The organism is Acinetobacter sp. IK23, from assembly GCF_035615275.1.
Taxonomy (GTDB): Bacteria; Pseudomonadota; Gammaproteobacteria; order Pseudomonadales; family Moraxellaceae; genus Acinetobacter; species Acinetobacter seifertii.
In genome coordinates this window covers 1-22,039 of sequence record NZ_JANBNX010000039.1, presented here as the reverse complement: position 1 = coordinate 22,039, position 22,039 = coordinate 1, and the positions used below count along the sequence as shown (strand labels likewise).

Annotated in this window: 19 protein-coding genes and 4 pseudogenes; 12 read left to right on the top strand and 11 right to left on the bottom strand. The window is 38.7% G+C overall.

Translation table 11 applies throughout. The annotated features are described in order from the left end of the window. Positions 1 to 231: 231 nt before the first annotated feature. Positions 232 to 1,431, bottom strand: a complete 1,200-nt coding sequence (locus tag MSG95_RS17805; protein ID WP_000059636.1) for a tyrosine-type recombinase/integrase — start codon at positions 1,429 to 1,431, stop codon at positions 232 to 234. A 299-nt stretch (positions 1,432 to 1,730) separates the two neighbouring features. Here MSG95_RS17805 and MSG95_RS17800 point away from each other — a divergent pair, with 299 nt between their 5' ends. Further along, positions 1,731 to 2,162, top strand: coding sequence for a PPC domain-containing protein (locus MSG95_RS17800; RefSeq protein ID WP_005134223.1), 432 nt, complete (start codon positions 1,731 to 1,733; stop codon positions 2,160 to 2,162). A 410-nt stretch (positions 2,163 to 2,572) separates the two neighbouring features. Here the strand turns inward: MSG95_RS17800 and MSG95_RS17795 are convergent, their stop codons facing one another. Then, the gene (locus MSG95_RS17795) at positions 2,573 to 3,211 is read right to left on the bottom strand and encodes a glutathione S-transferase family protein (RefSeq protein WP_005134221.1); all 639 of its coding nucleotides are present in this window, start codon (positions 3,209 to 3,211) and stop codon (positions 2,573 to 2,575) included. Positions 3,212 to 3,227: 16 nt separating this feature from the next. Then, complete coding sequence (locus MSG95_RS17790; protein ID WP_017386622.1) at positions 3,228 to 4,250, bottom strand: NADP-dependent oxidoreductase; 1,023 nt, start codon at positions 4,248 to 4,250, stop codon at positions 3,228 to 3,230. A 139-nt stretch (positions 4,251 to 4,389) separates the two neighbouring features. Between MSG95_RS17790 and MSG95_RS17785 the strand changes: the two genes are divergently transcribed. Continuing rightward, positions 4,390 to 4,998, top strand: a complete 609-nt coding sequence (locus MSG95_RS17785) for a TetR/AcrR family transcriptional regulator (protein ID WP_017386623.1) — start codon at positions 4,390 to 4,392, stop codon at positions 4,996 to 4,998. 104 nt (positions 4,999 to 5,102) lie between these two features. Beyond that, on the top strand, positions 5,103 to 5,333 hold the full coding sequence (locus MSG95_RS17780) for a hypothetical protein (protein WP_004796107.1): 231 nt from the start codon (positions 5,103 to 5,105) through the stop codon (positions 5,331 to 5,333). 83 nt (positions 5,334 to 5,416) lie between these two features. Here the strand turns inward: MSG95_RS17780 and MSG95_RS17775 are convergent, their stop codons facing one another. The 3 genes from MSG95_RS17775 to MSG95_RS17765 all read right to left on the bottom strand — a co-directional run bounded on the left by MSG95_RS17775 (position 5,417) and on the right by MSG95_RS17765 (position 8,671). Further along, entirely contained in the window at positions 5,417 to 6,544 is a 1,128-nt protein-coding gene (locus tag MSG95_RS17775; protein ID WP_005071529.1) for an alkene reductase, read from the bottom strand. Positions 6,545 to 6,745: 201 nt separating this feature from the next. Next, on the bottom strand, positions 6,746 to 7,423 hold the full coding sequence (locus MSG95_RS17770; RefSeq protein WP_000697981.1) for a type 1 glutamine amidotransferase domain-containing protein: 678 nt from the start codon (positions 7,421 to 7,423) through the stop codon (positions 6,746 to 6,748). Between the two features lie 90 nt (positions 7,424 to 7,513). Further along, entirely contained in the window at positions 7,514 to 8,671 is a 1,158-nt protein-coding gene (locus MSG95_RS17765; RefSeq protein ID WP_000931664.1) for an iron-containing alcohol dehydrogenase, read from the bottom strand. A 183-nt stretch (positions 8,672 to 8,854) separates the two neighbouring features. Between MSG95_RS17765 and MSG95_RS18955 the strand changes: the two are divergent. Then, positions 8,855 to 9,184: pseudogene (locus MSG95_RS18955) on the top strand (IS3 family transposase); the annotation flags it as partial. 73 nt (positions 9,185 to 9,257) lie between these two features. On the opposite strand, the gene MSG95_RS17755 reads toward MSG95_RS18955, so the two are convergent. From MSG95_RS17755 to MSG95_RS17740, 4 genes are all read right to left on the bottom strand, one after another. Further along, entirely contained in the window at positions 9,258 to 9,572 is a 315-nt protein-coding gene (locus MSG95_RS17755; protein ID WP_017386625.1) for a putative quinol monooxygenase, read from the bottom strand. A gap of 334 nt (positions 9,573 to 9,906) precedes the next feature. Next, positions 9,907 to 10,737 carry an S-formylglutathione hydrolase gene (fghA, locus tag MSG95_RS17750; protein WP_000402511.1) on the bottom strand — a complete coding sequence of 277 codons (831 nt, stop codon included), beginning with the start codon at positions 10,735 to 10,737 and terminating at the stop codon, positions 9,907 to 9,909. Positions 10,738 to 10,965: 228 nt separating this feature from the next. After that, a complete protein-coding gene (locus MSG95_RS17745) occupies positions 10,966 to 12,078 on the bottom strand; it encodes an S-(hydroxymethyl)glutathione dehydrogenase/class III alcohol dehydrogenase (RefSeq protein WP_007393395.1) in 1,113 nt (370 codons plus the stop codon). A gap of 21 nt (positions 12,079 to 12,099) precedes the next feature. Then, positions 12,100 to 12,375, bottom strand: coding sequence for a metal/formaldehyde-sensitive transcriptional repressor (locus MSG95_RS17740; protein ID WP_001133624.1), 276 nt, complete (start codon positions 12,373 to 12,375; stop codon positions 12,100 to 12,102). A gap of 89 nt (positions 12,376 to 12,464) precedes the next feature. On the opposite strand from MSG95_RS17740, the pseudogene MSG95_RS17735 reads away from it, so the two are divergent. The 8 genes and pseudogenes from MSG95_RS17735 to MSG95_RS17700 form a co-directional block, all read left to right on the top strand. Next, positions 12,465 to 13,034: pseudogene (locus tag MSG95_RS17735) on the top strand (DDE-type integrase/transposase/recombinase); the annotation flags it as partial. A gap of 175 nt (positions 13,035 to 13,209) precedes the next feature. Further along, on the top strand, positions 13,210 to 14,169 hold the full coding sequence (locus MSG95_RS17730; protein WP_004832906.1) for a GlxA family transcriptional regulator: 960 nt from the start codon (positions 13,210 to 13,212) through the stop codon (positions 14,167 to 14,169). Positions 14,170 to 14,284: 115 nt separating this feature from the next. Beyond that, on the top strand, positions 14,285 to 15,523 hold the full coding sequence (locus MSG95_RS17725; RefSeq protein ID WP_004832908.1) for a M24 family metallopeptidase: 1,239 nt from the start codon (positions 14,285 to 14,287) through the stop codon (positions 15,521 to 15,523). A 56-nt stretch (positions 15,524 to 15,579) separates the two neighbouring features. After that, positions 15,580 to 16,872 carry an MFS transporter gene (locus MSG95_RS17720; protein WP_324624921.1) on the top strand — a complete coding sequence of 431 codons (1,293 nt, stop codon included), beginning with the start codon at positions 15,580 to 15,582 and terminating at the stop codon, positions 16,870 to 16,872. 12 nt (positions 16,873 to 16,884) lie between these two features. Continuing rightward, positions 16,885 to 17,799, top strand: coding sequence for an aromatic amino acid DMT transporter YddG (yddG, locus tag MSG95_RS17715; protein ID WP_002126624.1), 915 nt, complete (start codon positions 16,885 to 16,887; stop codon positions 17,797 to 17,799). A 195-nt stretch (positions 17,800 to 17,994) separates the two neighbouring features. Beyond that, positions 17,995 to 18,683 (top strand): annotated as a pseudogene (locus tag MSG95_RS17710) (IS5 family transposase). Between the two features lie 493 nt (positions 18,684 to 19,176). Then, complete coding sequence (locus tag MSG95_RS17705) at positions 19,177 to 20,172, top strand: zinc-dependent alcohol dehydrogenase family protein (protein WP_002126629.1); 996 nt, start codon at positions 19,177 to 19,179, stop codon at positions 20,170 to 20,172. Further along, complete coding sequence (locus MSG95_RS17700; RefSeq protein WP_002126642.1) at positions 20,162 to 21,178, top strand: zinc-dependent alcohol dehydrogenase family protein; 1,017 nt, start codon at positions 20,162 to 20,164, stop codon at positions 21,176 to 21,178. Before MSG95_RS17705 ends, MSG95_RS17700 begins: the two co-directional genes overlap by 11 nt. A 49-nt stretch (positions 21,179 to 21,227) precedes the next feature. Here MSG95_RS17700 and MSG95_RS17695 read toward each other — a convergent pair. Next, positions 21,228 to 21,911: pseudogene (locus MSG95_RS17695) on the bottom strand (substrate binding domain-containing protein); the annotation flags it as partial. Between the last annotated feature and the right edge of the window lie 128 nt (positions 21,912 to 22,039).

Sequence of the window (22,039 nt, the reverse complement as noted above, 5' to 3'; positions counted from 1 at the left end):
GAAGAAATGGACGATGCCAATTCAAAATTGGCGTTTAGCAATGAATTGGTTTACGATTCAGTTCGATGATCGATTAAAAGATCATTTATAAAAAATGGAACTTACACAAAATAATTTACAGGCTCCAACATACCCATTATCTTCAGCTGACCATTTAACACGGTAAGTATATTGTTTACTATCCATTTAACACCCCATCATGTTTTAAGTTTATGTATAAAAGTACGATTTTCACTTACTAGTACTTAAATAATCACCCCACCACTGCATCATTTCAGTCCGTTGAGCTAAATAGTCAGCGTGATTATAGCTGGCACGGGTACGGTTCTTATCAATATGTGAAAGTTGTGCCTCAATCCAATTATCTTGGAACAAACCTGAGTCATTCAAAATGGTACTAAAAGTAGAACGTAATCCATGAGAAGATAGTTGATGTTTGCCATACCCCATCTTACGTATGGCCATATTTAGAGTATTAAAATGAATCGGTTGATTGTGTTTGCGAGGGCTAGCAAAAAGGTATTTTTCACCGTATGACCACTGCATGACGTCTTTCAAAATCTCTAAAGCCTGATTTGAAAGTGGAACTAAAAAATCTGGAATCTCATGGCCTAATATAACTTTTCGTCGAAACTGTTTAATATGCAAGGCAGGTATTTTCCAGATTTTTTCATTTAAATCAAAATGATGAGGCTCAGCCAATAACAATTCGGCCCCTCTCACGCCAGTATGTAATTTGAACATCAGTGCTTTTTTAATAATGGGATGGGCATCCAATTTTTGTAATTTATTCTTAAAATCAGATATTTCCTCCGCTTTCAAATACGGATAATTTTTCTTGATTTTGCTGTTAATGGTGATTTTATTTAAACCATGAGCGATGTTGAACTCACAATAACCCATCGCTACAGCGTAGTCATAAATTTGGTTCAAATAACTACAAGCTTTTTTGACAGGTTCTTTTACTTGGCGTCCCTCTATTTTTTTGATTACTGAAACCAGGTCATAGCGCTTGATGTTTTGAAAAGGTAAATCCTGAAGGTCTGGATAAATATCTTGCTGTAAGCATCTTTCTGCTAACTGTAGTACACCACAGCGGGGTAGATCGTTGAAGGCATTCTTCAGTTTGAACTGTAACCACTCCTCCCCGACCTTACCAAAGGTGATAAGATTAGAGGCAGTATCATGTTCAAAACAGAAATTATTGTCTTTAAAGTCATCTCTGACTTGTCGTGCCTTTTTCAGCGATAAATCAGGATAAAGACCTAACTGAATGCGTCGACGTTTTTTAGTTTGTGGATCTGTATAGCGATAGCACCAAGATTTTCTTCCACTCGGCTCAATCTTCAGGCTAAGCCCATCTTCATCGGATAAAAAACAGGTTTTTTCCTTGCAATGAGCTTGGCGAACTTTAATATCAGTAAGACTCATGGAATTTAAATGAAACCTAATAAGGGGTTGATTGGATCAATTATATCAAAATAGAACGCTTTATATATGATGCGTATGATACGCATCACATATTTTTATAAGTATCTGTTAAATAAAGTTTATATCTAGATTGGCTATTCCTTAGTGACCAAATAATTAACCATTGATTTCGCAAGTCTTAAATTAGCATTTGAAGTGCAACTCTATGTTATGACTATTCACAGTTCTGTTCCATGATTCATGGTTACTTATTACTTATGTTACTATGTCAGGGGCGATACAAGAATTAAGGTAACCTTATGAAAATAGCGAATACGAAATTACTAGCTGGTGCTTTTATGGCCCTAACTTTAACTATGCTTAGCCCAGCCGTACTTGCAAATGATAACAATGATATACGAAAGACTGTTGTAGTTAAGTTTGCAAAAAAAGCTTACTCTGCAAATTATTACGGAAGGATAGAGGGATACAAGTATGATTCCTACAAATTTTATGCTAAAAAAGGGCAAAAGTTAAAAGTGAAGTTGACTGGAGGAAATGTTGAAGCTTACTTATGGGGTAATCAATTAAAAGACTCCATCAATATTGGAGAATATTCTCCAGAGCTTGATGATAATGGTATTTATATTTTACCTGCTTCAGGTGAGTATGAAATTAGAGTATTACAACCTAGATCACAGGCAAGAAGAGATAAAAAACCTCAATACTGGATGAGTATTAACATTAAATAAAGACTTGCTAGATTCTTTTAAGCTTTTATACGAGGGTTCAAAAACTATTGCCAGTTAAGCGGGGCGTGATTTTTACGCATATGTGTTTATGTTATTAAAATGATATAGATTACTTGTTTAATACCCCAAGGAATAATTTAATCTTGCTGTGCGTTAGTCACTTTTCTTTCAAAAGTTGATTATATCTTTCAACGTAACCGTCGTGATATTCAAGCCCTTTTGATAGGAATTTGCAGTGAAAGAATAGGCGAAACTTGTCTTAAATAATGGTAATTCCTTATCTTTAAAATAGAGAACGCCCGATGAAATTCATTAGGCGTTTACTTTAAATAAGTGTCAGCTTATTTTATAATCATATGTACTTGTCAATCATGATTCTTTTTCTCAATTGCGTTAAAAAAACAATTTTGCTATTTTTGACTTTTCACACCATTTTGTTCAATTTGTACTGCGACTTGCCAGCTAGGTAGTTGGCTTAAACCTGCTACATAACGTTGGATATGGGGATAATTTTCACCTTGTCCCATATGATAAATTAAAGCATGTAGTCCAAAGCCCATCATAAAGTCAGCACCGGTTAAACGGTCTGCCACTAGAAATTCTTTATCTTTTAAATATTCATTTAAATGGCCAAATACCTTATCGAACTCAACTTGAGTATAATTTTCTAGAAATACCAACTTCGTGCCTTGCTTGGTTTCTATCGCATTAAACGTTTTTAACAAAAATGGCAGCATGGCAGAGCTTTCTGAGAAATGAATCCACTGTAGATAATCGACATAGGTAGGTTCATCCATATCTGGTGCTAAATGCGGCGCAAGTTTCTGAATTAATAACTCAACGATTGCGCCTGACTCTGCAATAACTTTGCCATCCCATTCCAATACTGGAGATTTCCCTAAAGGATGGATGGTTTTTAAAGATTCAGGGGCCAAATGCGTGCTTGAGTCACGATAATAGCGTTTCAGCTCATAGGGCTGCTTGATTTCTTCAAGTAACCACAAAATGCGAAAAGAACGTGATTGATCTAAATGATGTAGTGTAATCATAATAATTCCTATTTTTTCAAATTTTTACAACCACTTTGCCAAAGTTTTCGCCTTTTAACATACCATTGAAAGCATTGATCGTGTTATCTAAACCTTGCACCATATGCTCTTTATATTTGATTTTTCCGTCTTTCAACCAGTCAGACATTTGCTGATTGAATTCCGGATACTGACTGCCATAATCATCAAAAATAATAAAGCCTTGCATGCGAATACGCTTTTTTAAAAGGGTGGAAATAAAGCCCGGTAAACGGTCTGGCCCTTGTGCTTGCTCGGTAGCGTTATACTGGGAAACCACACCACACACCGGTACACGTGCCGCAGAGTTAAGCAATGGCCATACCGCATCAAACACTTTACCCCCTACATTCTCATAATAAATATCAATACCGGTGGGAACTGCTTGTTGTAATTGTTCTGCAAAATTTTCATCATGATGATTGATACAAGCATCGAAGCCGAGTTCTTCTACTGCATAACGGCATTTTTCAGCCCCACCTGCGACGCCAACCACGCGACAACCTTTAATTTTGCCAATCTGTCCAACCGTAGCACCCACAGGTCCCATTGCAGCTGCAACGACTAAAGTTTCACCGGCTTTAGGCTGACCAATGTCCAACAACCCCATATAAGCAGTAAATCCTGGCATTCCCAAAATACCCAATGCCCAAGATGGATGTTCAGGTTGCATACCTAAGCTTTGACAGGCAGACCCATTAGAAATTGCGTAGCCCTGCCAGCCATTTCCGGAAAGAACCCACTCGCCTTCTTTGAATTTTGGGTTTTTAAAGGCCATCACTTGACTGACTGTTCCACCGACCATCACTTCGCCAATTTCAACCGGTGCTGCATATGAAGGAGCATCACTCATGCGACCACGCATATAAGGATCGAGTGACAAGTAAATGGTTTTTAACAATATCTCGCCTTGTTTAAGTTCATTGAGTTCAACTTGCTCAATACGAAAATCGCTGTGTTTTGGCTCACCCACTGGCCGTTTAGCTAAAACGATGCGTTGATTAATAACTGTTTCACACATATAACTCCATGTTTTATTTGGAAGTATTTCTCTTCACAATCAAAAATTATGATTAAAATTTCTTTACATCCATTGTAGAGGAGTTATAATAAAAAACAATACGACTGGTCTATTTTTTATAATAGAGTAAATAATTAATATGAAGCCTAATCCTATTAAAAAGTCTGAAGCGAAGCGCTTACACATTCTTAACACCAGTTCAGACCTGATTTTGCATAAAGGTTTTACTGGTGTAGGATTACAGGAAATTTTACAGAGCTGTGAGATCCCCAAAGGCTCATTTTATCATTATTTCCAATCCAAGGAAGCTTTCGGATGTGAATTGGTACAGCATTATGTGGATAATTACCAAGTCTGTTTAAATGATGTATGGCGTAGCGATAAATCTCCTTATCAAAAGCTGATTGAGTATTTTAATTTATGGATAGAAGATCCTGAAACACAGTGTGGTTGGGCGGATAGTTGTTTAATTGTGAAACTTGCCGCAGAAGTTGCCGATCTATCTGAAGATATGCGCTCCATTATGTCCGCTGGCGTGGATGATGTAATCGAGCGTATTGCTGGTTTAATTGATTTGGGAAAACAGGATCAGTCTATCCAAGCAGATACTGAGGCCTCGACTTTGGCACAAGTACTTTACCAAATGTGGTTAGGTGCAGCATTATTGAGTAAGTTGCAAAAAGATAAAACACCATTACATCAAGCTCTGAGAGCAACTAAATTTCTATTAAAAAGTGAAGTTTCTTAAAAATTAGATTAAATATCAATTACATAATTAATGACAGCAGCCCAATGATTACTTATTAATGTGTTGTTATTAGATCAATTTACAATCCATGAGTATAGCGCACAATGAATTCTCCTTCTAAAGCCCTCATGACTCGTATTTTAGTCGGATATTTAGGCTTATATCCCACACTATTACTGGTACTCACTTTATTAAAGCCAATTACTCATCATCAAAGTTTCCCGATGATGGTGTTGATTGAAGTCATAGTATTAGTGCCAGTAACGCAACTGATTTCTTTCCCACTGGCAGGTTGGCTCATTACACGGCTAAAAAATTTTAAGAATTTGTTTTAAGAAGAAATTGTGCTGGCAACAGCAATCCTAAGTCGTTATTTTGCCAACCACAAAGGTTGGCAAAATAACTCATTAAGTCAATATTAATCTGCGTAAGCTGGATAATCAATATAGCCTTTTTCCGTCCCACCATACATAGTGCTTGCATCTACTGCATTCAATGGCCAGCCATTGGCGATACGATCGGGTAAATCTGGATTCGCAATAAATGGGCGTCCAAATGCAATTAAATCGGCCAGACCTGCCTCTAAAATTCGAGTCCCTCTTTCTGCCGTATATCGACCTGCATAAATAATCCGACCACTGAAAGTGTCTCTGACATCTTTACGAAAATCATGAGGAAGTTCTGGTGCATTATCCCAATCAGCTTCTGCAATAGATAAATAGGCAATCCCAACTTCTTCAAGTATCTTTATTGCCTCAATATAAGTGACATGTGGATCATCTTCAACCAACCCCATGTAAACACGATCTTCCTCTGTACTTTCAAATAGCGGGGCAAAACGCACTCCTAAACGATCTGCACCAACCACCTCAGCAACTGCCTCTACTACTTCACGTAAAAAACGCAAACGATTGTTTAGTGATCCACCATATTCATCTTCACGATGGTTACTATGTGCAGAGATAAATTGGTTCACCAAATAACCATTTGCACAATGAATTTCAACTCCATCAAAACCAGCAGCCAAGGCATTACGCGCTGCTTGAGCATAGAGTTGCACTAATTCTTTAACTTCTGCATTGCTTAAAGCACGTGGCATTGAAGGATCAGCCAAGGCCCCCGCATTGGGCCCGGTCTCAATAAAGACTTTAACATTACTATCAGCCCTAATAGCCGAAGGCGCGACCGGTGATGCATGATCGGGTTGCAAAGATGTATGTGAAACACGCCCAACATGCCAAAGTTGTGCAAAAATAATGCCTCCTTTAGCATGCACTGCTTCCGTCACTTTACACCATCCAGCAATCTGTTCAGGGCTGTAAATACCGGGAGTCCAAGCATAGCCTTGACCACGTGGCTCGATTTGCGTACCTTCGGTGACCATAAATCCTGCCCCGGCACGCTGTTGATAATAGGTTGCCATCAGTTCATTTGGAATATTCCCTGGCTGAGTACTGCGCGACCGCGTTAATGGTGGCAATACAATACGGTTTTGCAAAACATAAGGGCCTAAGCTTAAGTTTTGAAAAAGTTTGCTGGCTTTCATTTTATTGTATCCAAGTCATCATGGCTTAATTGATCTAAATTAAAAAATAACCTTCCTTCCTGTATATAGAAAAATAAAGGAAGGAAAGCTATTCACTCAGGCCCGTCACCATTAAGTGAGGGTTATTTTGCTTATTGCGCCAGTTGCTCAGAGTCAGAAGTTTATTCGCTGCTAAGCACCACAACAAACACTAGCTACTCTTTATTTCAACAATTGAAGTAATGCTGTAGCGGTTGCAGCAGAAGATGCTGGATTTTGTCCAGTAACCAGCAAGCCATCTACTTGAACATATACTTGCCAATCATCCACTTTAGAATAATGACCACCGTTTTCTTTAAGCATGTCTTCAACTAAAAATGGTACAATTTCGGTCAAACCTACAGCGGCCTCCTCAGTATTGGTGAAACCAGTCACTAATTTACCGCTAACTAAAGGCGCTCCATTACTCGCTTTCACATGACGAAGAACACCTGGGGCATGACACACTGCTGCAACAGGTTTGCCAGACTGAATCGCCTGTTCAATCAGAGAAATTGAAATCGGATCTTCTGCTAAATCCCACAATGGGCCATGTCCGCCTGGATAAAACACTGCATCATAATCAGTTACAGAGATTTCGCTAAGTTTATGCGTCTGTGCCAATGCTTGCATTGCAGTTGGATCAGCTTCAAAACGATGAGTGGTTTCAGTTTGTGCTTCTGCTAAATTACTTTTCGGATCTAGTGGTGGCTGCCCACCTTGAGGTGACGCCAGCGTAACTTCAGCACCAGAGTCAATAAAGGTGTAATACGGTGCAGCAAGTTCTTCTAGCCAGAAACCTGTTTTCTTACCAGTATTGCCAAGTTGATCATGTGAGGTTAAAACGATTAAAATTTTCATGTTATTTTTCCGATAATTTTCAGGATTTAGGAGCATTGTTGCATGATCACTTGCCGTGTGGCGTGAGCATGCCAGATACGCGCATTTAGCTTAGATGCTCGTCGCGAGAATTTGGCGACTGATCTCTAATGAAACAGTTTTATGTTCGCCTAGCTGTGTAAGATTGTGTGATTTAAGTTGCGTAATGATGATCTCAATATCTGTCTCCACCAGTCCATAATCGCTAAGACGAGTCGGCAATCCAAGTTGCTCAAAGAAGGCTCGAGTACGAGCAATAACAGTATCAATACGTTGTTCTTCATCACCTTCGACAATCTGCCAGACACGAGCTGCATACTGTAGTAATTTTTCTCGCTTCTCTTGACGACGCACTTGTAGATTGGCCGGAAACACAATGGCCAAGGTACGAGCATGATCAATACCATGTAAAGCCGTGAGCTCATGTCCAATCAAATGGGTTGACCAATCTTGTGGTACACCAGCTCCAATTAGCCCATTCAGTGCCATGCTAGCAGCCCACATCAAATTCGCACGCGTGTCATAATCTGCTGAATCGTCCAAGATTTTCGGTCCAATCTCAATCAGAGTTTGCAATAGACCTTCGGCAAAACGATCTTGTACTTGTGCATTGACAGGGTAAGTTAAGTACTGTTCCATGACATGAATAAATGCATCGACCACGCCATTTGCTAACTGGCGCGTCGGCAAGCTAAAAGTTTTATTCGGATCGAGTACGGAAAATTGCGGAAAAACATGGGGACTGCTAAATGACAATTTGGCTTGGGTCGATTTTCTGGTGACTACCCCACCGCTATTCATTTCTGAACCAGTTGCCGGAAGGGTGAGTACACTCGCAAAAGGCAAAGCTTGAGTAATTTTAGTACCATGGGTTTCTAAAATCTCCCATGTATCCCCTGTATAATTGACTGCTGCTGCAATAAATTTAGTACCATCAATTACCGATCCACCACCGACAGCCATCAAGAAATCAATCTTTTGTTCACGAATCAGCTCTACGGCTTTCATGAGGGTTTCATAACTCGGATTCGGCTCAATTCCGCCAAATTCATGAATTTCTCTTGCACCTAATGCTTCACGCACTTCAGCTAAAGTACCATTCTTACGTGCACTTTCACCACCAAACAACATTAACACTTTTGCTTCTGTAGGCACATAGTCATTGATTTTAGCTATTGTATCGCCACCAAAAATAATACGGGTCGGATTATAAAAGTTAAAATTCAGCATATTTTTATCCTAGGATAATCAGTTAATTGATTTGAAAAACCACCGTTATTTATCAAATAAACTTTAAAAAATTGGGCAACACTGCGGCTTTTGACTACACCATGTGCTAACTATACATAAAAATAGACCAGTCGTCTATTTTTATAAATATTATTTCAGCTTGCCGACTTTAGTTATGGTTAAACAAATTCAGGCTTGTTCTATACCACTTTTATTATTGATGTATTTTCACGAGCGATTGTTGGATGGAAGGTATCAACACGTATGACTACTGACATGGTCGTGAACGCATTGGCTAAAACAGTGAATGACTCATACAAAATAGCGATGATTAAATATTTTAAAAGCAGATTGGCACGGTTTAGCAGATGTACAAATGCGACAGTAAATTAAATAGATTGGTTCAATATAAAGCATGTAAATAGTTGCATTCGTTTATTTACCCTGTTTTGGATATTGACCCATGTAAATGATGAGATTAAGCCATTAAATAAAGTAGCCCAACTTGAATAAAAAGACTCCGACAAACCTCACAGGGTTGAAGTGCTGCCTTTCATTCGAAATTTCAGGCAGCACCCTCATACATTTAAGCATCAGTATGAGCTGGTAGTTTACTCGCCAAAACATCTACTTTTTCAATAGACGGCGGCTCTGAAAATAGCTCTTCAGCCTGAGCCATCAAAGCAGCTGCAACCTTGCCAGATAAATGTGCTTGGCGACCCGCCTCATCAGGAAATGCATCAAAAATACCAAATGTTGTAGGTCCAAGACGTAGGCCAAACCACGCAACTGTCGCAGGTTCTTCCATTACAATAGGTAAACCGGCTTTAAGGAAAGCTTCCACTTCGTCTTCTTTACCCGGTTTAGCTTCAAGACGGACATATAAAGCTGTTTTAAGCATGACTAAAACTCCACAATTGATTAGAATTAAAACTAATTCTGACATTGCTAATGTATGAATTTCAGAAAGTTTTGTTGTATAAAAGTTAAAAAAATTCCCATAGCTGAGCCAAAATCTGGGTTTTTATTTCGACATAATGCTATGAATTTATTCAAGTTAATATCATTAACATTTGAATCAAAAAAATTAAGATATGAGATGATTCAATTCAATCTTATTTATATAAGGATCAATTGACTCTACCTTAGATTTATAAGCTGACCTCTTCATCTGGAAATTATATTGCTCAAGAAGCATTCAAGAACAACATTGTACATCCTCATATCTATGAAAGTTATTTAGCTAGGAATTTGCTGTGAAACTCTATATGTTTCTCTATAAAGCTCGCAATGAAGTAATAGCTATGGTCATACCCTTCTCTTAGGTTAAGTGTAAGAGGATATTCTTGTTCCAAACAAATATTACTAAGAAGCTTAGGCCTTAACTGTTCTTCAAGAAAATCATCAGCTGTTCCCTGATCGACTAAAATAGGTAAATGAACTTCAGCGTTTTTGATTAATTCAATCGCATCATAGCTTTTCCATAAAGTTTCGGTTTCACCTAGGTAGTGTGTAAAAGCCTTTTTCCCCCAAGGTACTTGGCTAGGTGCAACAATTGGTGCAAAAGCAGAAATACTTTTATACAGCTCAGGATTTTTTAACCCAATTACTAATGCACCATGACCACCCATGCTATGCCCCATAATGCTTTGGACTTGATTGGTCGGAAAATTCAGGTCAATCAGATTTCTCAGCTCTTCCACAATATAATCATACATTTTGAAATGCTGTGACCAGGGTGCTTGTGTTGCATTCACATAGAATCCTGCGCCTTGGCCTAAATCATAATCTGCATGATCTGGTACATCTTCTCCACGTGGGCTGGTATCTGGTGCAACAATAATGACTTTATGTTCAGCCGCATACTTTTGTGCTCCGGCTTTAGTAATAAAGTTCTGTTCGTTGCAAGTCAGTCCTGATAACCAATATAAAACTGGCAACCGCTCATCTTTGTCATGAGGTGGCAGATATATTGAGAATTTCATTGAACAGTTTAATGCTATTGACTGATGGCGATACACTTCTTGCGACCCACCAAAAGAAGCATGTTTCTCAATTATTTCCATAATCAATTACCTATGTTGAGCAAGACTTCATGAGAAATCAAGTAAACAAAGAGTCTGACATTCTCCACACAGAATAGTGATAAAGAATTAAAATGTAGGCAGGTTTATTGAACCTATACACGATGCCTACACAGATAGATCTGTTTTACAGTTGATGTGCCGTTTTAGAGGATTCCATGCATGTCATTCATGATGCACATGCATGGAAAAGTATAAGGTTTGTCGCAATTATTCGTAATGAATTACAGTACGAATTGACTTACCTTCATGCATTAGATCAAAGGCTTCATTGATCTGATCCAAGCCCATCGTATGTGTCACAAATGGTTCTAATTGAATTTTACCTTTCATGGCATCTTCAACCATTCCTGGAAGTTGCGTACGACCTTTTACGCCACCAAAGGCAGAACCTAGCCATTTACGACCAGTAACCAGTTGGAATGGACGGGTAGAGATTTCCTGACCTGCGCCAGCAACACCAATAATTACGGATTGTCCCCAGCCACGGTGTGCACTTTCAAGGGCTGAGCGCATCACATTCACGTTACCAATACATTCAAATGAATGATCTACACCCCAGCCAGTCATTTCGACAATTACTTGCTGGATTGGTTTATCGTAATCTTTAGGGTTCAAGAAGTCCGTTGCACCAAACTCTTTTGCCAGCGCAAATTTATCAGGATTCATGTCAACCACAATAATACGCCCTGCTTTAGCTTGACGTGCGGCTTGTACGACTGCCAAACCAATACCACCTAAACCAAAAACCGCAACACTATCACCTTCTTGTACTTTAGCCGTGTTGTGTACTGCACCGATACCCGTTGTTACCCCACAACCCAATAAGCATACATGTTCATGATTGGCTTCAGGATTGATTTTAGCCAATGATACTTCTGCCACTACCGTGTATTCACTGAACGTTGAGCAGCCCATATAATGGTAAATCGGTTGACCATTGTAAGAAAAACGAGTGGTACCATCTGGCATTACGCCTCTACCTTGAGTTTCGCGAACGGCAATACACAAGTTCGATTTTCCAGATTTACAGAATACGCACTCGCCACATTCAGCGGTGTAAAGTGGAATTACATGATCACCTGGTTTGACACTAGTCACGCCTTCACCAACCTCAACCACAACGCCAGCACCTTCATGCCCGAGAATAGCCGGAAAAACGCCTTCAGGATCATCGCCAGACAAAGTGAATGCATCTGTATGACACACACCGGTATGGGAGATCTTGATTAATACTTCACCTTTCTTCGGTGGTGCAACATCAACTTCAACAATTTGAAGAGGTTGACCAGGACCAAACGCAACAGCAGCACGTGACTTCATGGAATAACTCCTTATACAGGTCTATTTTAAATATGATTTTAGAATCTTGGCGATTTCAGCCAGTTCTTCTTTTCGTTGTTGTTCTGTGGTTTCACCTGATACTAAAGTGTCCTTTAAATGAACCTCCAACATCTCATTCATTAAACCATTAATAGCACCACGCACAGAGCATATTTGTTGCAGAATTGCACCACATTCCACATTGTCTTCTAACGCTTTTTCAATCGCTTGCGTCTGACCTTTGATCTTTCTGACGCGTAGAAGAATCTTTTTTTTGTCTTCAACCTGATTAGGCATCAGACCTCCTTATTTGCTAGTATTAATACTATAGTGCCCTATAGTATAAAAAAGAACAATATTTTTTTATAAATCGAAAAGGCTTTGTACGAGATGACCAAAAACGGGCAGTTGGCTTGGTGAACCGTAATTTTAGTACTGATCATCCTGACCCTTGCGAAGCAGTGCTTCTTGTATGTCAGGTCGCAGACTTCAGCTATATTCAAACAAATTCAGGCTAGGTCTATACCGCCCTTATTATTGACGTGTTCTCACGCGCAATTGTTGGATGGAAAGTATCAACACGGATGAATACAGATATGGTGCTTGATGCACTGGAGCAAGTATTACGTGACCGATGTATGCCAAAGAATGTAATTCATGATTTAAATAGAGGTGTGCAATATCTTTCTATTCGTTATCCTGTTAGAGGCAGCAAATTTAGGAGCATCAGTCGGTACAACTGGTGATTCCTATGATAATGCTTTGGCTGAAACGGTGAATGGCTTATACAAAACTGAGGTGATTGACTATTGAAAAGCAGATGTACAACTTGCGATATTAAATTGGGTAGATTGGTTCAATAAAAAGCGTGTACACAGTGCATTGGTTATGTATCGCCTTTTGATTTTGAAACAAAGTATTATGATAAAATTAACCCGTTAGTTCAGGTGGCCTAACTTAAATAAAAAGTCTCCTACAAACCCAGTATGGTTCACTCTGCTATCAAAGGCTTTATGCAACAAAGCCTCATGGAAATAAAGACAAAAGTGACTTTTAAATCTGAAAAAATCAAAATTGTGGTCTCAAAATTGCTTTATAAAAGTATTGAAAAAAGTGAAGAACATTAAATTTATGTTACAAAACTCTAAGCGTATTGGTTTTTTATTACTCGATAACTTTTCAATGATTGCTTTCTCAAACATGGTTGAAGTCTTACGTATGGCTAATTATGTTACAGAAGACAATTTATACCAATGGAATGTAACGGGTTTAGATGGTCATCATAGCTGCGCAAGCAATGGTCTTCAAATACAACATACCTGTGTTTGGTCACATTTACTGAACATGGATATAGTTTTTATTTGTGGTGGTTTTCAACTTTATAAAAATATGACAGTACGCTTAAAGAATTTTTTATATAGGTTGGATCAACAAAAAATTGCTTTAGGTGGTTTATGTACAGGCGCTTATGTATTAGCGAAAGCCAATCTACTAAATGGCTTTCGTGCTAGCCTTCATTGGGAAAATAGCTTAGCGGCACAAGAAGAGTTTCCATTAGTACAGTTTACCCCACATATTTTTACCATTGATGCGAACCGTTTTACCTGTTCTGGTGGGCTTGCAGCGATTGATTTAGGCTTGGCACTTGTTGAAATACACTATCCAAATATTGCTAAAAGAATCTGTGAGCAATTTATTGTTCATCAAGTGCGTGAGAGCAATGAAATTCAACATCAACCTATTGCTGAACATAAGAAAAAACTTGATTTTCAGATTCAAGAAGTATTGCGCTTAATGGAAAATAATATTAATGAGCCTTTAACTATTGCTGAAATTGCACAGCATGTAAAAATTCAACCGCGTACTTTAGAGCGCTTGTTTAAAATGAGTCTACAATTGGCTCCAAAAGAATATTATTTAAAACTAAGACTCACCTATGCACAGAATCTACTTAAACAGTCTACGTTAAACATTTCAAATATTGCTTTGGCATGTGGTTTTTGTAATGTATCTAGTTTTACTAAAGCCTATAAAGCTTTTTTTAACTATTCCCCCAAATTTGAACGTAACATTCTGGATTTTGCTCATTAGTGTTTTTTAGTCTTGTCGGTTTTTGACAACTTTTTGACGCTTTTAGCAAAAATCCCTATTCATATTCTGCATAAGCTTAGCTCATTGATTACATTACATTGATCTAGGAAAATATATGAATACTTTAGTAAATAATTTTGCTGCTTCACAACTACCATCATTATTAACCATTGAAAATGGTGAAAAAGTTTCTGCAACATTTTCATTATCTGAGTATCAAAATAGACAGAGCAAGTTACGCCAACTAATGGAAGAGCTAGAAATTGATCATATTCTATTTAGTTCAATCCATAACATTAACTATTATGCAGACTTTATTTATTGTTCATTTGGGCGCTTCTACGGTCTGGTGGTTAGCCCAGAAAAAGTGGTGACAATTTCAGCAAATATTGATGCTGGGCAACCTTGGCGTCGTACGATTGGCGACTATAACGTAGTTTATACTGACTGGCAGCGTGATAACTATTTTAAAGCGGTTGCACAAGAAATTCCAAATAAAGGCCGTGTAGGAATTGAGTTTGATCATTTACCTTTAGAACGTTTAAACAAGTTAAAAGCAGTTTTACCGAATGTGCAGTTTGTGGATATTAGTTCCGCATGCATGAAGCTACGCATGATTAAATCTGCTGAAGAAATTGCACATATCACCCAAGGTGCTGCAGTATGTGATATTGGTGGTTTTGCAGTGACTGCAGCAATTCGTGAAGGTGTGCCAGAGCATGAAGTGGCTTTAGCCTCTACTCAATCCATGGTACGTGAAATTGCCAAACGTTTTCCAAACTCTGAACTCATGGATACGTGGACTTGGTTTCAATCAGGCATTAATACGGATGGTGCACATAATCCTGTTACAACCCGCCAAGTCCAAAAAGGTGATATTTTAAGTTTAAACTGCTTTTCTATGATTGCTGGCTATTATATAGCTTTAGAGCGTACACAGTTCTTTGATCACTGTGATGATGCTTCATTACGAATTTGGGAGGCGAATGTCAAGGTGCATGAAGCTGGCTTAAAACTCATTCGCCCAGGTGCACGTTGCAGTGATATTGCTAAAGAGTTAAATGAAATTTTCTATGAAGAAGGTTTATTGCAGTACCGCACATTTGGTTATGGACATTCCTTTGGTGTGTTATCACATTATTACGGTCGTGAAGCCGGTTTAGAATTACGTGAAGATATTGATACGGTGATAGAACCAGGCATGGTGATTTCAATGGAACCTATGATTATGATTCCGCAAGGAATGGCTGGGGCTGGTGGTTACCGTGAACATGATATCTTGGTCGTTACAGAATCAGGAAATGAAAATATTACCAAATTCCCATATGGTCCAGAACATAACATTATCAAATAAAAGATTTTAAATAGGCACTCTGAAAATGAGTGCCTATTTAATTAGGAGTAAATAGAATGAAAAACAATCATCAAATAGAGCAAAAAAATACTTTAAGACGTGTTGCTAGCGCCAGCTTTATTGGTAATTTTGTGGAGTGGTTTGATTATGCTGCATATGGTTTTTTGGCAACAGTTATTGCAGTGGTTTTTTTCCCGAAAAGTGACTCTTTAACAGCATTAATGGCTACATATGCGATCTTTGCAATTTCATTTATTTTTCGTCCATTAGGCGGTATTTTTTTGGGGCATGTTGGGGATAAATTTGGTCGAAAAAATGCACTATCGTGGTCGATTATATTAATGACACTGGCTACGGTATGTATTGCACTGTTACCAAGTTATCAAAGTATCGGTATTTTTGCACCGATTATGTTATTAATATTCCGGATGATCCAAGGCTTATCCGCTTCAGGTGAATATGCTGGTGCAGCAAATTTTCTTGCAGAATACGCCCCTAAGGGAAAAAGAGGACTTTATACCAGTTTAGTTCCTGCAAGTACTGCAACGGGTTTACTACTCGGCTCTTTAATGGCAGCGGCGATGTTCGCTTTCATGTCAGAGGCGTTTTTACACGAATATGGTTGGAGAATTCCATTTTTATTGGCAGCACCAATAGGTTTAATCGGGTATTATATCCGTGTAAAGTTAGAAGAAACCCCAGAGTTTTTAGAACATCAAAAAAATAGCAACAAAGAAATTTTTCCAATCAAAGCCTTATTTACTCAGTATCAACCAGCACTTTTTAAAGCATTTGCAGTTGCATCTTTAAATGCCACCGCCTTCTATCTTATTTTTAGTTATATGCCAAATTATTTAGCTACAGAGTTAGGTGTAAATAAATCCAAAGCCTTTATATCAGGGTCAATTTCATTGCTATTTTATATTGCTGTAGTTTTTGTGATGGGCAAATATTCAGATCGAATTGGACGTAAGAAAATGTTGCTTTGGGCAGGTCTAAGCTTTATCGTACTGACTGTACCCTTGTTCTACTTACTTTCAACTGCCAGTTTTATTGAAATGGTGATCATTCAGCTCGTGTTCTGCACATTATTAGCAATGAACGATGGGAGCTTACCTGCATATTTAACAGAACAATTCCCTATACAAGTGCGCTATACCGGTTTTGCCTTTAGTTTTAATACTGCTAATGCACTATTAGGTGGAACAGTTCCTTTCGTTGCAACCTGGTTAATTCAACAAACAGCTAATACCTTAGCACCTAGTATCTTATTAGTTATAGTTGCAATTTTTGCAAGTATAGCTTTATTAGAAAGGAAATCACATCATTTAATCAATGCTAAGGCTTAATAGGAATAGGTTATGCTTTTAAATGCTCTCCCTACACTCAATAGAAATATATCTACTTTAATTGGTCTTACAGCCGTCATATTTTGGAGTACAAATGTAGGCTTAATGCGTAGTGTCAGTGAGAGCTTTGGAGCTGTAGCTGGTGCTGCTCTAATTTACAGTGTCGCATCCATGATTTTAGTTTTCATGGTTGGTATGCCTAAGTTTTCTACCATCCCAAAATCCTATTTATGGTGGGGAAGCCTTTTATTTGTTGCTTATGAATTATGTTTTGCCCTTTCTATTGGCTATGCGCAAAACAGTAGACAAGCAATCGAAGTTGGCATGATTAATTATCTATGGCCAACATTTACTCTACTATTCGCAATTATTTTTAACAACGTTAAGGCCAATATTTTAATTATTCCTGGCTGCATATTCGCTTTAGTTGGAATTTGTTGGGTACTAGGAGGAGATACTGGATTTGATTTTTTTCAGATATTTACTAATTTAAAAGCTAATCCTCTTAGTTATGGTTTAGCTTTTGCTGCTGCTATTTTGTGGGCTGCATATTGTTCTGTGACAGTAAAAACATCTCAGGGTAAAAATCTAGTCACTATATTTTTTGCCTTGACTGGAGTTGTACTATGGATCAAATACCTTCTCATGAGTGGGTCAGCTCTTAATTTTACTTATGACAATACACTCACTCTGATTATGGCAGCTGGTGCTTTAGGTTTGGGATATGGTGCTTGGAATATTGGAATTATTTCAGGGAACATGACGTTAATGGCTGGAGCTTCTTATTTTATTCCCGTGTTATCAGCTTTGTTTGCGGCATTAATTCTAAGTACGTCCTTATCTTTTATCTTTTGGCAAGGTGTTGCAATGGTGACAGCAGGAGCAGTTTTGTGTTGGTTAGCGACTCGAAAGAAACAAATTATTTAGAGTTATACTAAAATTAACATACTAGACTTTAAGCGAAGTCAAGATATTGAAACTGTTTATCTATTAAGGCGTGTCCTCATTTGAAAAATTGATTTTAAAGATTTAAAAGAATGATTTAACCTCTTTTTATTTGTATATTTTTCAATGGCACGAACTCTACTCACCGATGATATTTGACAACAAATCCAGTCTACGATGCAATTTCATGGTTGTTATTGTTCAAAGAACAGTAGAAATATCATGGAAGCCATCTTATGGAAATTATGTACAGATGCAACATGGCGTGATTCCTGAAGAATTTTGTCCTTGGAAAACAGCATATAACCGCTTTAATCGTTGGGCGAGTAAGGGCTTGTGGGGTAAATTTTTTTAAACTATGAGGCGTATTGGATCAAGAATGGGTATTCATTGAGGGAAGCTACATACGCGCGCATCAGCATGCAAGTGGAGCTCGGCACGGTTTCAAGCGAGCAATTGGACGGTCTAGAGGTGAAAGAACCACAAAAATTCATCTTGCAACCGACGCGAATGGATTACCGATTGATTTTAAAATCACTGGAGGTGAACTCTATGACAGCCAAGTTGCGGAGCAGTTGATTGGTGAGGCAGATTATCTGATTGCAGATAAAGGTTATGATTCGGAAAAAATTAGGACATTGCCAAGAAAGCAAAATATTGTGCCGATCATCCCAATGAAATCAAATAGTAAGAGAGAAAATAAAGAATTTGATCGGTATTTATATCCTTTAAGTCATCTAGTTGAAAATGTCTTTGCGAGATTAAAACATTTCCGAGCGATAGCGACCCGATTTGATAAGCTTGCACGAAATTATCAGTCTATGATTTACATTGCTTGCATGTTAATTTGGTGCAAAGCCAAATGAGGACATGCCCTAGACATCAGACCTCCTTATTTTTTAGTTTTTATACTATAGTGCCCCATAGTATAAAAAAGCAATATTTTTTTATAAATCGAAAAATCAAAAGGGTCTTTAGCGAAAATTTTCTGTCTCTATTTTTAATTTTTTTAAATAAACATAGTAGAGCTTATGCGAAAGTCACAAAAAAATGGGAGCTAAAGCTCCCATTTTTTTTATTTTGGCTCATGTTCTTTGTAATGCTATGCTGTGACCTTTTAGAATTATGTTTCCAACTTTTAGCCAGTTTGTAGATATTTTGAACGTATCACACCTTAAAAATACTACCGATAGTTTAGATTAAAAATGCCTTTACAGACTGTACTAGACTATTTTTAGTAAGCGGATGATATTTATTATTCATTATTTAGGAATTATTAAATCCTATAAATATCATTTATTGGATTATTTTACTTTGGTACTGTGCATATCATCCCCCAGTTAAGAATAAGGAACAACTATGAATAAGATGATGAATGCTCTTATCCTAGAAAATTTTGGTGATCATGAATTTAAACGTGTAGAACTGCCTATACCTCAACCAGAGGCTGGGCAAGTTCTAGTACGTATTCATGCTAGTGGTGTAAACCCTATTGATTATAAAATTCGTCTTGGTGAAGCACCATATGCTATGCCAGAGCTTCCTGCCGTGTTGGGAACGGATATGGCTGGGGTTGTAACTGCTGTTGGTGAAGGTGTCACCCACTTCAACGTCGGAGATGAAGTTTACGGTCTGATAGGTGGCGTTCGTGGTATTCAAGGCTCTTTAGCAGAATATGTTGTAGCAGATGCTGATCTGATCGCATTAAAGCCACGGAATATCTCTATGCGCGAGGCAGCAGTACTACCATTGACATTCCTCACCGCTTGGGAAGGTTTAGTGGATAATGCGAAGGTCCAACCAGGGCAAACTGTACTGGTTCAGGGTGGTGCTGGTGGCGTTGGTTATATGGTTGTTCAGCTTGCAAAAGCACTTGATGCAAATGTTTGGGCGACTGGTCGTACAGCTGATCAATCACTGATTTCAGAACTCGGTGCAACACCTCTCGATTACACAACAGCATCTTCCGATGACATTATTGCTGCAAGCCCTGAGGGTCAAGGTTTTAACATTGTTTACGACACTGTGGGTGGTCCAGTACTCGAAGCTTCACTTTCCATGACAACTCACTATGGCCACATTACCAGCTGTGCTGCATTTGGTAATCATAATTTAGCGAGTTCATCTCTACGGTGTGCCACAGTGTCTGGCGTATTCGTCCTAATGCCGATGTTAACAGGCAATCGCCGTGCTCATCATGGTGATATCCTTAAGATCGCGACTCGTCTCGTTGAGGAAGGTAAACTGCGTCCTATTGTTGATCCTCGTCATTTTACTCTAGACCAAGCGATTGAGGCTCATGATGCTGTTCAAGATCGCTCTGCCAATATTAAGGTCGTGATTGATGTCATTTAACGCACTTCAGGCCAAGACTTGGCGCTTCAATAGTATTGGAGATACAGATGTTCTGACATTAGAAACACTTCCTGTTGCTTTACCAGCAGCAGGAGAAGTTCTAATCCAGATGAAAACGATCGGACTCAACCGGGCTGATGTAATGTTTCGGCGTGGTACTTATATTCAAAAGGCAGTATTCCCTTCTCGTCTGGGATATGAGGGAGCAGGCATAGTTCTGGCAATAGGTGAAGGTGTACGCCAATTTTCTCCAGGAGATGCAGTATCGATTCTTCCGACTGACAATCTAGCCAAATATGGGACATATGCGGACAAACTTCTGATTCCAGAAACTTTTTTAGTTCACAAACCCGATAGTTTAAGCTGGGAAGAAGCTTCTTCAATCTGGATGCAGTATTTGACGGCTTGGGGTGGTGTAATCAATGCTGGTGGAGTTTCGAAAGGAAAAACGATCTTGATCACAGCAGCTTCAAGTAGCGTAGGACTAGCTGCGATACAGATAGCTGAAGCAGCGGGTGCTAAGGTCATTGCAAGTACACAGACGATAGAGAAAAAGCAACGTTTACTGGATCTCGGTGTTAAAAATGTTATAGCCACTGAAGATGAACCAGATTTGTATGAGGCGCTTGTTTTACGTTTAGGTGGAGAACATCTTGATGTCGCCTTCGATGCTGTAGGAGGGCCTCATATTGAACAGATTGCAAAAGCGATGTCTGTAGGAGGAACTATGGTTATGCATGGTGCACTTAGCCCTGAGATCACACCATTTCCCCTTAAAGTTGCATTACGCAAGAGCTTAACCATGCGAGGTTTTTTGTTCCTTGAGGTTCTCCATGATCCTGTTCTAAGGGAGCAAGCCAGACGATTTATTCTTAGCAGTATAGGTGCAGGATATCTTCGTCCAGTGATCGACTGTTGCTTTAACTTTGAGGACATGCATGACGCTCAGCGCTATCTTGAATCAAATCAGCAAATAGGAAAAATTGTAGTTACTCTAAATACATGATGGTCTTATCTGATTTCTACTTTCTAGAAAAAAGTTAGTTCCATCTGATTCAGGTTTCTATATGGCCCAACACTTCCGCTAAGTAATCAAACAATGCTCGGATTCGCAAAGGTGTCGGGCCCCGCTGTGGACGATATAAATACAGGCGCCAAACGGGAGAGGTTTCCTTATGAAGTATCTGAATGAGCTTACCACTCCTAAGCCACGGCAAAACTAGAAATCCAGGCATGTGTCCGAATCCAACTCCAGCGAGAATAGCTTGAAATTCAGCTTCTAGATCATCTGTAATAAAACGAGGCTTTGATGGCGTGAAGCTTCGACTTTCGGTGAATGTCCATGGCCAGTAACGCCCTGTTTTATGATCGAATAGTGCTGTTAGAGGGTATTTATCAAGGTCAATAATTTTTTTAGGCATTCCGACCTTATCAATTAACTCTGGCGTACCCACAGAATAAAAGTTCACTTTAGCCAATTCCCTTGCCACATATCGATTGTCCGGCAAAAATCCAAATCTGATCCCGATATCTATCCGCTCATCGATCACATCCGAGTGTGAATCTGTTAGCACACAATCCACGACAATATCTGGATAACGTGTGGCAAATTCTGCTAGTGCGGGTACTACCAATTTGCGCCCTAACACAGACGACACAGTAAGACGGACAGTCCCATGCATTTCATCTCGTTTTTCCTTGGTGTCTTTTACAAACAAAGCATCGATCGATCCCACCGCAGAGCCTGTAAATTATTTTGTGTAAGTTCCATTTTTTATAAATGATCTTTTAATCGATCATCGAACTGAATCGTAAACCAATTCATTGCTAAACGCCAATTTTGAATTGGCATCGTCCATTTCTTCGC

Bases quoted from the DNA above. Each gene is read 5' to 3' on its own strand.
- MSG95_RS17730 (WP_004832906.1), top strand. From the start codon at position 13,210: ATGTTACAAAACTCTAAGCGTATTGGTTTTTTATTACTCGATAACTTT.
- MSG95_RS17725 (WP_004832908.1), top strand. From the start codon at position 14,285: ATGAATACTTTAGTAAATAATTTTGCTGCTTCACAACTACCATCATTA.
- MSG95_RS17740 (WP_001133624.1), bottom strand. From the start codon at position 12,375: ATGCCTAATCAGGTTGAAGACAAAAAAAAGATTCTTCTACGCGTCAGA.
- yddG (WP_002126624.1), top strand. From the start codon at position 16,885: ATGCTTTTAAATGCTCTCCCTACACTCAATAGAAATATATCTACTTTA.
- MSG95_RS17705 (WP_002126629.1), top strand. From the start codon at position 19,177: ATGAATAAGATGATGAATGCTCTTATCCTAGAAAATTTTGGTGATCAT.
- MSG95_RS17795 (WP_005134221.1), bottom strand. From the start codon at position 3,211: ATGATTACACTACATCATTTAGATCAATCACGTTCTTTTCGCATTTTG.
- MSG95_RS17700 (WP_002126642.1), top strand. From the start codon at position 20,162: ATGTCATTTAACGCACTTCAGGCCAAGACTTGGCGCTTCAATAGTATT.
- fghA (WP_000402511.1), bottom strand. From the start codon at position 10,737: ATGGAAATAATTGAGAAACATGCTTCTTTTGGTGGGTCGCAAGAAGTG.
- MSG95_RS17775 (WP_005071529.1), bottom strand. From the start codon at position 6,544: ATGAAAGCCAGCAAACTTTTTCAAAACTTAAGCTTAGGCCCTTATGTT.
- MSG95_RS17745 (WP_007393395.1), bottom strand. From the start codon at position 12,078: ATGAAGTCACGTGCTGCTGTTGCGTTTGGTCCTGGTCAACCTCTTCAA.
- MSG95_RS17765 (WP_000931664.1), bottom strand. From the start codon at position 8,671: ATGCTGAATTTTAACTTTTATAATCCGACCCGTATTATTTTTGGTGGC.
- MSG95_RS17790 (WP_017386622.1), bottom strand. From the start codon at position 4,250: ATGTGTGAAACAGTTATTAATCAACGCATCGTTTTAGCTAAACGGCCA.
- MSG95_RS17785 (WP_017386623.1), top strand. From the start codon at position 4,390: ATGAAGCCTAATCCTATTAAAAAGTCTGAAGCGAAGCGCTTACACATT.
- MSG95_RS17770 (WP_000697981.1), bottom strand. From the start codon at position 7,423: ATGAAAATTTTAATCGTTTTAACCTCACATGATCAACTTGGCAATACT.
- MSG95_RS17780 (WP_004796107.1), top strand. From the start codon at position 5,103: ATGAATTCTCCTTCTAAAGCCCTCATGACTCGTATTTTAGTCGGATAT.
- MSG95_RS17755 (WP_017386625.1), bottom strand. From the start codon at position 9,572: ATGCTTAAAACAGCTTTATATGTCCGTCTTGAAGCTAAACCGGGTAAA.
- MSG95_RS17805 (WP_000059636.1), bottom strand. From the start codon at position 1,431: ATGAGTCTTACTGATATTAAAGTTCGCCAAGCTCATTGCAAGGAAAAA.
- MSG95_RS17720 (WP_324624921.1), top strand. From the start codon at position 15,580: ATGAAAAACAATCATCAAATAGAGCAAAAAAATACTTTAAGACGTGTT.
- MSG95_RS17800 (WP_005134223.1), top strand. From the start codon at position 1,731: ATGAAAATAGCGAATACGAAATTACTAGCTGGTGCTTTTATGGCCCTA.